The following is a 10643-nucleotide window of genomic DNA, read 5'->3' as shown; positions in this document are numbered from 1 at the left end:
ATGGCGCTTGTAGCTGATAGCCGATGTCTGCATTGCAGTCAGATAAGAAGAAATCGCGACGCGAACAACAATAGGGCAGTTAACGTGACATCACCTGCGCCAGACCCTTCGTTTCGAGCCGCCATGCTTGCGCGTGTGCCACTCGCCTTCGCCTTCCACCTTGATGCCGGTGCTGTCCACGACACATTCTTCGCCAGATCCAGTCCGACCGTAGTAATCTCCGACATAACCGCCTCCCATAGTGGATTGTTGCGATCCCACCTTGGCACAGCGATGCCGTCGGGGGGCGGTTACATCATCAGAGCCCGCCCTACCCGTCCGTCAAGGTGCCCAGATAGGCATCCGCCGAAAAGGCGACCGTTTCGGACAGCGTCGGATGGGGATGGATCGACAGGGCGAGGTCTTCGGCCACAGCGCCTATCTCGATTGCCACAACGATCTCGGCCAGCAGTTCACCTGCATTGGGGCCGGTCATGGCCCCGCCGATGATCCGCTTGGTTTCAGGGTCGATCAGGATCTTGGTCAGCCCGTCGTCGCGCCCCATGGAAAGCGACCGGCCCGAGGCGGCCCAGGGGAAGACCCCCTTCTCATAGGCGATGCCCTTGGCCTTGGCGTCGGTCTCCGTCAGTCCCGCCCAGGCGATTTCGGGATCGGTATAGGCGACCGAGGGGATGGCCAGCGGATCGAAGGCGGCCTTTTCGCCCGCGATGACCTCGGCCGCGACCTTACCCTCGTGCGCGGCCTTGTGCGCCAGCATGGGCTGGCCGACCACGTCGCCAACCGCAAAGATATGCGGCTGCGCGGTGCGCATCTGGGTATCCACCGAAATGAAACCGCGCGCGTCGGGGGTGATCCCCGCGGCCTCGGCCTTGATCGCCCCGCCGTTCGGGCGGCGGCCGGTAGCGACAAGGACGCGGTCGAAAACCTCTGTCCTCGTCGTGTCGCCGGTCTCGAAACTGACCTCGATCCCCGCCTCCGTCGCCGTCGCGCCGGTGACCTTGGTCTTCAGCATCACCTCTTCGTAGCGCGCAGCGATGCGTTTGTGCAGCGGTCGGGTGATATCGGCATCGGCACCGGGGATGATCTTGTCCATCGTCTCGACCACCGTGATCCGGCTGCCAAGCGCGTGATAGACTTCGGCCATTTCCAGCCCGATGATCCCGCCGCCGATGATCAGCAGCCGTTCGGGGATATCCTCCAGCGCCAGCGCGCCGGTGCTGTCCATGATCCGGGGATCCTCGGGCAGGAAGGGTAGGCGCACGGGTTCGGACCCGCAGGCGATGATCGCATACTGAAAAAGGATCGTCTGCGTGCCCTCGGGGCCGCGCACCTCGATGTCGTTCGGGCCGGTGAAGGCCCCCTGCCCGGTCACGACCCGCACCTTGCGGCGCTTGGCCAGCCCGGCAAGCCCGGATGTCAGCCGCCCGGTGGTCTTGTCCCGAAAGGCGCGGATGCCGTCGAGGTCGATCTTCGGCGCGCCGAAGGTCAGCCCGGCCTCACCCGCGTGCTTCGCCTCGTCGATGATCTTCGCCAGGTGCAACAGCGCCTTGGACGGAATACAGCCGACGTTCAGGCAAACCCCGCCGAGTGTGGGGCGCGAGTCGATCAGAGTGACGTCCAGCCCGAGGTCCGCCGCACGAAAAGCCGCCGTATAGCCGCCCGGACCGCCACCCAGCACGACGAGTTGGGCCGTGCCTTCTGCGGTGGTGGTGGCGGGATCGGGGAGCGTTTTCGGGGCCGCTTGCGCCTCTGCCGCCTCCAGCGTCATCAGGCTCTGGCCAGCCGTCACTACGTCACCGATGGCCACGTCGATCGACACCACGCGGCCCGCGGCCTCTGCCGGAATATCCATGACTGCCTTGTCGCTTTCCAGCAGAACCACGTCATCCGTCGCCGCCACCATATCGCCGATCGCGACCGTAATTTCAGCCACGGTGACATCGCTTGCATTGCCCGTATCGGGGACTTTGACCTGAACCGTCATGGTCATCCCCTCACAGGCTGATCCGGCGGAAGTCCGACAGGACATCGCGCACGTGGACAAGGAACTTCGCCGCCGCGACACCGTCGACCACCCGGTGATCCCAGCTCAGGCTCATCGGCTGGATCAGCCGGGGCTGGAAGGCCGCGCCATCCCATTTCGGCTGGATCGCCGCGCGGGTCATGCCCAGGATCGCCACCTCGGGCGCATTGATGATCGGTGTGAAATTAGTGCCCCCGATCCCGCCTAGCGACGAGATCGTGAAGGTCGCGCCCTGCATGTCCTTCGGCCCCAGTTTGCCAGTCCGCGCCTTCCCGGCAAGGTCCTTCATCTCGCCCGCGATCTCGCGCAGGGATTTGGCATCGGCCTCCCGGATGACCGGCACGACGAGCCCGCCCGGCGTATCCGCCGCAACCCCGATATGGTAGTATTTCTTCACCACGACATGATCGCCATCGAGCGAGGAATTGAATTCCGGATAGGCCTTCAGCGCGGACACACAGGCTTTGACCACGAAGGCCAGCATGGTCAGCTTCACGGCCTCCGGACCCTCGGCATTGGCGGTCTTGCGGAAGACCTCCGTCTCGGTGACATCGGCCTCTTCGAAATTCGTGACATGCGGAATGACTATCGCATTCCGCGCCAGACTGGGACCGGAGATCTTGCAGATGCGGCTCAGCGGCACGCGCTCCACCGGGCCGAAGGCTTCGAAATCGACCTCGGGCCAGGGTGGCAGGTCGCCACCAAAACCCGGTCCGGCGGCGGGGGCCGCGCCAGTGCCGGACATCACCCGTTTGACGAACCGTGTCAGGTCGTCGCGCGTGATCCGCCCATGCGGCCCGGTGCCAGGCACCTCGCCGATCGTGACCCCCAGCTCTCGGGCCATCTTGCGGATCGCGGGCGAGGCATGGGCAAGCCGGTCTGTCGGCGTCGCGGCGGGCAGAGCGGAGGGTTCGGCAGCGGGGAACGGAGAGGCTTTCGGGGCCTCCGGCGTTGCGATCTCGGGTTCGGGCGCAGGTTTCTCGGGCGCAGGCGCAGGCTCGGCCGGTGCAGCCTGTTCAGCGCTTTCGATCAGGGCGATCACGCTGCCCTGACTGACCGTATCCCCGACCGCGACCTTCAGTTCGACGATCTTGCCCGCCTGGTCCGAGGGCACATCCAGAGTCGCCTTGTCACTTTCCAGAACGATGACCGTGTCGTCGGTCTTGATGGTGTCGCCCGGACCAATGGGGATCTCGATGATCTCGACATCCTTGAAATCGCCGATATCGGGCACGCGCAATTCGATCTTGTTTGTCATGGCAAGCCTCACACGGTCCAGGGTGCGGGCGCGCCCGTATCCACGTTCAGATTCTTCCTCGCTTCCGTCTGTACCTTGGCGTCGATGTGTCCGGCCTTCACCATGGCGGCTATGGCGGCGAGCGCGATGTTCTTGGTATCGACCTCGAAGAAGTCGCGCAGGTTCACGCGGTTCGACGACCTGCCGAAGCCGTCCGTCCCGAGGATCGTCATCGGCGCATCGACATAAGGCGCGATCAGGCCGGGCACAGCGCGCACGTAGTCGCTGGCCGCGATCACCGGCATATCGCCTCCGAGCATCTGCGCGACATGGCTTTCCCGGGCGTCCGTGCCGAACCGACTGTCGCGCTCTGCCGCGCGGGCGTCACGGTCCAGTTCGCTCCAGCTGGTTGCGCTGAAGATGTCCGAGGCAATGCCGTAGTCATTGGCAAGGATATCGGCCGCGGCAATCACCTGGTTCAGGATCGTGCCGGAGCCGACCAGACGGATGCGTCTGTCGGAATTCGCGTCGCCCCGCCGGTCGAACAGGTACATCCCCTTGATGATGTCACCTTCCGCCCCCGGTTTCAGATCCGGCTGGGCGTAGTTCTCATTCATCACGGTGATGTAGTAGAATTCGTCCTTCTGCTCTTCCATCATCCGGCGCATCCCGTGATCCATGATGACCGCCAGTTCGCCAGCGTAGGCCGGATCATAGGCCCGGCAGTTCGGAATGGCGCTGGCGGACAGATGCGACGTGCCGTCCTGATGCTGAAGACCCTCGCCCGACAGGGTGGTTTTACCCGCCGTGGCCCCGATCAGAAACCCGCGCGACCGCTGGTCGGCAGCGGCCCAGATCAGGTCCCCGACCCGCTGAAAGCCGAACATCGAATAGTAGATGTAGAAGGGCACCATCGGCGTGTCGTGTATCGAATAGGCCGTGCCCGCCGCCGCCCAGGACGACAGTGCGCCCGCTTCGGTGATGCCTTCTTCCAGCAGCTGGCCGTCCTTGGCCTCCTTGTAGAACATCATCGACCCGGCGTCCTCGGGCTCATAAAGCTGCCCGTCCGGTGCATAGATGCCGATCTGCCGGAAAAGGTTGTCCATGCCGAAGGTCCGCGCCTCGTCCGCGACGATCGGAACGATCGACGGTCCGAAGGTCTTGTCCTTGAGGAGCGAGCCGAGCATCCGCACGAAGGCCATGGTCGTGGACATTTCCTTGCCGTTTGCGGCACGGGCGAACTTGGCGTATTTGTCGGCGTCAGGAACGGTGAGGCGCCGCGCCTTGTCCGTGGTCTGCCGCCGCTGCGGCATGTACCCGCCAAGCGCCTCTCGACGGGCGTGCAGGTATTTCATCTCGGCGCTGTCGGCGGCGGGCTTGAGGAAGCGCAGCTCCTCCAGATCGCGCTCGGACAGCGGCAGATCGAACCGATCCCGGAAGGCCACCAGCGCCTCCATGTCCAGCTTCTTGGACTGGTGCGCGGTCATCCGGCTTTCGCCCGCATTGCCCATGCCATAGCCCTTCTTGGTTTTGGCAAGGATCACGGTCGGGCGGCCCTTGTGCGCCTTCGCGGCGGCGAAGGCGGCGTAGAGCTTGCGGAAGTCATGCCCGCCGCGCTTGAGCGCGTGGATTTCGGCATCCGTCATATGCGCCACCAGGGCTCGGGTCGCCGGATCACGGTCGAAGAACTTGTTGCGGTTGTAGTCGCCGTCTTTCGATCCAAGGTCCTGATATTCGCCGTCGACCGTATCGGCAAAACGGCGCAGCAGCGCCAGCTCGGTATCGCGGCCGAACAGGTTGTCCCACTCCGATCCCCAGAGCACCTTGATGACGTTCCAACCAGCGCCGACGAACAGGCTCTCCAGCTCCTGGATGATCTGCCCGTTACCGCGCACCGGACCGTCAAGCCGCTGAAGATTGCAGTTGATGATGAAGGTCAGGTTGTCGAGCTTTTCGCGCGCGGCCAACGTCAGGCCCGCGATCGATTCCGGTTCATCCATCTCGCCATCGCCGAAGACGCCCCAGACGTGGCGCCCGGCGGTTTCGGCCAGCCCGCGCCCCTCCAGATACCGCATGAACCGCGCCTGATAGACCGCGTTGATCGGCCCGATCCCCATGGAGCCGGTCGGGAACTGCCAGAAATCCGGCATCAGCCAGGGGTGCGGATAGGAACACAGGCCCCCGCCCTTGGTTTCCTGCCGGTAGTTTGCCAGTTGGTCTTCGCTCAGCCGTCCTTCGAGGAAAGCGCGGGAATAGACACCGGGGGCGGAATGCGGCTGGTAGTAGACAAGATCGCCACCGAACCCGTCGGACGGCGCGCGGAAGAAATGGTTGAACCCTGTCTCGAAGATCTCGGCCGCCGAGGCGTATGAGGCGATGTGACCACCCAGCTCACCATAGGCCTTGTTCGCGCGCACAACCATGGCCAGCGCGTTCCAGCGCATGATCGCGGTCAGCTTGGTTTCGACCTCAAGATCACCCGGATACGCCCCCTGCTTGGCAAGAGGGATCGTGTTCCGGTACGAGGAATACGGAAGCCCGCCACCGGCAAAGACGCCATCGCGCCGCGCGGCGTCCTCCAGTTTGCCCAGCAGGAAACTTGCCCGTGCGCCACCGCCCACTTCGGAGACGGCGCGATAAGCGTCCAGCCATTCCTGCGTTTCCTCCGGATCGACATCCAGTTGAGTGATTGAATCGGACATGATTCCTCCGGCAATTTTGCTCATGAAGCATACGAATTAACGAACCGCAGGTGTCACTGAACTTGTTGTCATTTCGCCCCCTCATCGGCATATCTGACTGAAAAAATAACACAAATGAGTGAGATATGCCGCGAACAGAACTAGACCAAACAGACGCGAAAATACTGGCCGAGCTTCAGAAAGATGCCCGGCAAAGCAATGTGGAATTGGCGAAACGGATCGGCCTGTCTCCCTCTCCTTGCCTCGCCCGCGTACGTGCTTTGGAGAAATCCGGCGTGATCGGCCGGTATGTCGCGCTGGTGGATCCGGACACCGTCGGACTGGGCGTCAGCGTCTTCATCCAGGTCACCCTGGAACGGCAGGTGGAACGCGCGCTTGAAGCATTCGAGGCCAAGATGCACGCCTTTCCCGAGGTGATGGAATGCTACCTCATGACCGGCGACAGCGATTATCTTGTGCGTATCCTTGTCCGCGACAATTCGGAGGTCGAGCGTTTCATCGTGCAGAAGATCTCGACCATCGAAGGTGTGGCAAATATCAAGTCCAGCTTCGCGCTCAAACAGGTGAAGTACAAAACGGAAATCAATGTGACGCGGTGATCTGTCCGCGCTCCGAACAGAGTGCGCGAAGGATTTGACCTATCCTATTTTGACAGCATACTGTCAATTAAGGGAGAGAGCTTTGTCGACGCCTTACCCGGTCGCGCAGCTGCGGGATACGGGCCGAAGCCAGAGGGATTGCGGCCTTCTCCGGCATTGATCTCCCATAGTGGATTGTTGCGATCCCACCTTGGCACAGCGATGCCGTCGGGGGCGGTTACATCATCAAGGCCATGTCTGATGAGGGACGGCAGCAAGGCCGTCCCTTGGCGGTGCGATCTCAGCCGTCGAGCGTCGGATAGTCGATGTAGCCTTTTGCGCCGCCGCCATAGAGCGTCGTCGGATCGATCTGGTTCAGTTCCGCCCCGGTCTTTAACCGCTCGACCAGATCGGGATTCGCAAGGAACGGCCTGCCAAAGGCAATGAGATCGGCCTCGCCAGCTGCCAGATGCTGGTTTGCGAGATTGAGGTCGTAACCATTGTTGGCGATGTAGGTGTTCTTGAAGCGGCTCCGCAGCGCCGCGTAGTCGAACGGTGCGGCATCGCGCGGGCCGCCGGTCTCGCCTTCCACCACGTGGATGTAGACGATCCCGAGGCCATTCAGCTTCTCGGCGACGTAGTTGAACTGCTCTTGCTCTTCGCCGGTGATCACGGCACCGCTGGCGGGCGATACAGGCGACAGCCGAACGCCGGTGCGATCCGCGCCGATCTCCTTCGCTACGGCCGCCACGACCTCAAGCAGCAGACGGGCGCGGTTTTCGACCGATCCGCCATAGGCGTCGGTGCGGACGTTGGAGGAACTGCGCAGGAACTGGTCGAGCAGATAGCCATTGGCGCCATGAACTTCGACACCGTCGAACCCGGCCTCAATGGCATTGGCTGCCGTCTTGCGGAAATCCTCGACGATGCCGGCAATTTCGGCTGTCTCCAGAGCCCGCGGCTCGGACACATCGGCAAAACCGTCGTTCACGAAGGTCTTGGTTTCGGCCCGGATCGCCGATGGTGCAACCGGTGCTTCACCTCCATGCAGATCGACATGGCTGACGCGGCCGACGTGCCAAAGCTGCACGAAAATGCGCCCGCCCTTCGCATGGACCGCATCGGTCACCTTGCGCCATGCAGCGATCTGTTCGGGCGTATAAAGGCCTGGCGTGTTCTGATAACCCTGCGCCTGTTTGGAAATCTGTGTCGCCTCGGTGATCACGAGGCCTGCGCTGGCGCGCTGCGAGTAGTATTCCGCTGCGAACTCACTCGGAACCAGGCCTTCGCCGGCGCGGTTGCGTGTGAGCGGCGCGAACACCACGCGGTTAGAGAGAGTGATCCCGCCCAGCGTGTAGGTGTCAAAAACTGTCTTATCGGTCATTGGTGCAACTGCCTGCCCTAGAGATTGAGTATTTAATGATGATGATCATCGTCATTGGATATGGTGACGGCAATCCTAGATGTCAAAGGGCTGTCGCAGTTATTGATTGTCACTGAGAACTGACCCGGTAGCCCCATAAATTGTCACTGAGAATTGACCCATGTGAACACACTTCCCCGACGGTTTTGGTTGGGGGGATTTGGAGTGATCGACATGGGGTTTTTTGAGTGTCATTCGACGCTGGGTATTGCGTGACAAAATGCCAATCAGGGAGATTGCCCGGCGGACGGGTTTGTCTCGGAACACGGTAAAGAAGTATCTGCGTGAAGGTGCGGTGGAACCGTAGTTCAAGACGCCCAAGCGTCCAAGCAAGCTGGATCCCTATGCGGATCGGCTGTCAGCTTGGCTTCTAATCCAGACGCGGAAGTCACGCAAAGAGCGGCGGACAGTGAAGCAGATGCATGCTGATCTGGTGAAGCTGGGATATGACGGGCGTAATACCGCGGTTTTCCATGGTGCGATGACCGAACTCACGCCCGAGTGACCCTGTAGACAGGAAGATGTCCGATGTCCCACACTACCGTAGCTGACGGAACGGAGCTCCACACTCACGTCGAAGGCGAAGGCACGGACGTTGTGGTGATGCAGGGTCGGCCACTGGGACATGACATGTAGAAATAGCAGACAGCCGCGCTGACTGAGGCGGGTTTTCGCGTGATCGCCCCGTGTCGCCCGGGCTTCGGTCATTCCGAACATGCGGGCGGGTGCTATGATTATGACACCATGACAGAAAATCTTGTGGCAGCAATGACAGGAACGGACGCGACGGATGCGGCGCTGGTCGGGTTCTCCGTGGGGCGGTGGCGAGGTTGCCCGCTACATGCCCCCCACACGGTGGCCGCAACGTCGCGAAGGCAGGGCCCTGACCCGTCATAGGCTAAGATTGAAACCGGACCACACAAAAGGGCAGGCCAATGTGAATCCCCGACAGGCTTCGTGAAACAAGGCCATTTCGAGACGCCTCCCGCTTAAAGGCACTCAGCCGAGAACCGCATGATGGATGGGGCTGCGTCCTTACTTGCGGCTTCTAGGTCAATGCTCCGGGGGGGTGTCTCTGTCTACCTCACCGGTGGATTGTTCGTCGTACCGCGTCCTCGGACGTGGCGTTCCGAAAGGCCGACCTCCCTTCCAGCTGAACAATATGTCTCGCAAGCTCAGCTCGCGGACCTCTGGGTAGCGATGCTGTTCGGATTGCACATAGCCTACCACCGAGAATGCGACGACGCCGCCTATGGTATTTCCAAGACCCACTGGCAGCAGAAATCCCCAGGCAGCGGCGCCCAAATTGGTCCCGCTGCGGAAGTACACGAAGAACACTTCGCAGGCCGAAGAGACGATATGGTAGAGGCCCGTCGCGTGAATGGTGAAGAAGACGAAGTAGATGATCAGCACGCGCGAGATCGTGTCCCGCGCCGCAAAGCTAAGCCAAACGAGACCGGCAACAAGCCAGCCAGCGAAGAAGGCCTTGAAGAACACAGACCACCAGCCCGTCGCCAAGCTGTGCTCCAGCAAGGTCGCCGCTGCGTCACCCCCGGCCTCGGAAACGACCCCTGCCTCGGACAGGATAAAGGCACCAAAAATGGCGCCGAGTATGTTAGACACCAGTACAATCGCCCACAGCCTGAGCAGCAGCGGCAGGCTCGCTAACCTAGTCAGCACCAGCTTGACGGGCGGCAGTGTGTTCTCTGTAAAAAGCTGGTACCGCCCTAGCACGATATAGAGAAAGCCGATCGGATAAAGCAGCGAAGCCAGGAACGGATTGTCCGGGAAGGCTGTCAATCCCGTAGTAAGGCCAAGAAATGTCAAGGTTATCGCGAAACCCGCGGTCAGGCCGCTGAAGAACAGTACTCGGGTTCTTTCCGCGACTTCCTCGTCGGCGCCCGCCAACAAGCGCTGGTGGATTTCCTCCCATGAGAACCGGTCGCCGGTAGCCCACCCGGCGGCAGGCGCACCCGATGCGGCGCTGTCGCGCTCACGCACTTCGATCGGTCGTTTCTTGGATCGTACTTTGGACGGATGATCAGAGTGTCGCGAATCGGTCATGGCCCAGTAATATCAGACTGCGCCGTCGATCCTATCCCTGCTAGCTGCCTGAAAAGAGAAAATCGTTACCTCGTTCGGCGATCTCGGTGACAAACAGCAACTGCAAAATGGCGCGCGCGGAGTTCAATATGGCGGCGCATCGTTGCGGCGACATCCTTACAGGCTAGAACGACGGGCACTTTCCGGGCAGGCCGGATCCTGCCGCCGACCGCATCATTGAGCTTTATCGAGACTATCATGACGCGGTGCGCTTTCCTAAGGTACGTAGGACCCGGCGAAAGGCTTCCGGTGTGCAGACAAAGCGCTAATTCGCTGCAGTTACTCGAACGACCGCTTCACGGTGAATCTAAATTCGCTCGGCAAAGCGCCTGATGCGTTGCACCAGGCGCCTCTTGTTCCTGTCACATCGCGTTACTTGATGGCGAGGATGTCGAAGTTGTGGACGTTAGCGACCACACCGTCGTCCCACCCGCCAGCGACCAACTCCGCTGCCCGTTCGTTCAGCAGCCCGGCGACTTGACGGCTCTGTTGCAAAGTTTTCTTGATGAGGTCACTTTCGAGCGTGGTCAGGCAGGAGAGCGGTTGTCATGAACGATTTCAAAGGGCGTCATTTCAC

Annotated in this window: 7 protein-coding genes and 1 pseudogene; 3 read left to right on the top strand and 5 right to left on the bottom strand. The window is 61.5% G+C overall.

What is annotated here, in order from left to right; genetic code table 11:
- Positions 1–310: 310 nt before the first annotated feature.
- The 3 genes from lpdA to mdeB are packed head-to-tail and all read right to left on the bottom strand — an operon-like array spanning position 311 to position 5962.
- Complete coding sequence (lpdA, locus tag BUB53_RS21745; RefSeq protein ID WP_073038131.1) at positions 311–1984, bottom strand: dihydrolipoyl dehydrogenase; 1674 nt, start codon at positions 1982–1984, stop codon at positions 311–313.
- Positions 1985–1994: 10 nt separating this feature from the next.
- On the bottom strand, positions 1995–3281 hold the full coding sequence (locus BUB53_RS21740; protein ID WP_073038129.1) for a 2-oxo acid dehydrogenase subunit E2: 1287 nt from the start codon (positions 3279–3281) through the stop codon (positions 1995–1997).
- An 8-nt stretch (positions 3282–3289) separates the two neighbouring features.
- Positions 3290–5962, bottom strand: coding sequence for an alpha-ketoglutarate dehydrogenase (mdeB, locus tag BUB53_RS21735; protein ID WP_143163311.1), 2673 nt, complete (start codon positions 5960–5962; stop codon positions 3290–3292).
- 125 nt (positions 5963–6087) lie between these two features.
- On the opposite strand from mdeB, the gene BUB53_RS21730 reads away from it, so the two are divergent.
- A complete protein-coding gene (locus BUB53_RS21730; protein WP_073038125.1) occupies positions 6088–6561 on the top strand; it encodes an Lrp/AsnC family transcriptional regulator in 474 nt (157 codons plus the stop codon).
- Between the two features lie 280 nt (positions 6562–6841).
- On the opposite strand, the gene BUB53_RS21725 is transcribed toward BUB53_RS21730, so the two are convergent.
- The gene (locus BUB53_RS21725) at positions 6842–7924 is read right to left on the bottom strand and encodes an alkene reductase (RefSeq protein ID WP_073038124.1); all 1083 of its coding nucleotides are present in this window, start codon (positions 7922–7924) and stop codon (positions 6842–6844) included.
- A gap of 259 nt (positions 7925–8183) precedes the next feature.
- Between BUB53_RS21725 and BUB53_RS21720 the strand changes: the two are divergent.
- Both BUB53_RS21720 and BUB53_RS23535 read left to right on the top strand, forming a co-directional pair.
- Positions 8184–8417 (top strand): annotated as a pseudogene (locus tag BUB53_RS21720) (helix-turn-helix domain-containing protein); the annotation flags it as partial.
- Between the two features lie 200 nt (positions 8418–8617).
- Positions 8618–8860, top strand: a complete 243-nt coding sequence (locus BUB53_RS23535) for an alpha/beta fold hydrolase (protein WP_373285810.1) — start codon at positions 8618–8620, stop codon at positions 8858–8860.
- 156 nt (positions 8861–9016) lie between these two features.
- Here the strand turns inward: BUB53_RS23535 and BUB53_RS21715 are convergent, their stop codons facing one another.
- Positions 9017–10027, bottom strand: a complete 1011-nt coding sequence (locus BUB53_RS21715) for a formate/nitrite transporter family protein (RefSeq protein ID WP_084729444.1) — start codon at positions 10025–10027, stop codon at positions 9017–9019.
- Between the last annotated feature and the right edge of the window lie 616 nt (positions 10028–10643).

It is taken from the genome of Roseovarius pacificus (assembly GCF_900142665.1).
GTDB classification, from domain to species: domain Bacteria; phylum Pseudomonadota; class Alphaproteobacteria; order Rhodobacterales; family Rhodobacteraceae; genus Roseovarius; species Roseovarius pacificus.
Note: the sequence above shows the minus strand (reverse complement) of the source record. Positions and strands in the feature narration are given on the sequence as shown.

Bases quoted from the DNA above. Each gene is read 5' to 3' on its own strand.
- BUB53_RS21730 (WP_073038125.1), top strand. From the start codon at position 6,088: ATGCCGCGAACAGAACTAGACCAAACAGACGCGAAAATACTGGCCGAG.
- BUB53_RS21740 (WP_073038129.1), bottom strand. From the start codon at position 3,281: ATGACAAACAAGATCGAATTGCGCGTGCCCGATATCGGCGATTTCAAG.
- BUB53_RS21725 (WP_073038124.1), bottom strand. From the start codon at position 7,924: ATGACCGATAAGACAGTTTTTGACACCTACACGCTGGGCGGGATCACT.
- mdeB (WP_143163311.1), bottom strand. From the start codon at position 5,962: ATGTCCGATTCAATCACTCAACTGGATGTCGATCCGGAGGAAACGCAG.
- BUB53_RS21715 (WP_084729444.1), bottom strand. From the start codon at position 10,027: ATGACCGATTCGCGACACTCTGATCATCCGTCCAAAGTACGATCCAAG.
- lpdA (WP_073038131.1), bottom strand. From the start codon at position 1,984: ATGACGGTTCAGGTCAAAGTCCCCGATACGGGCAATGCAAGCGATGTC.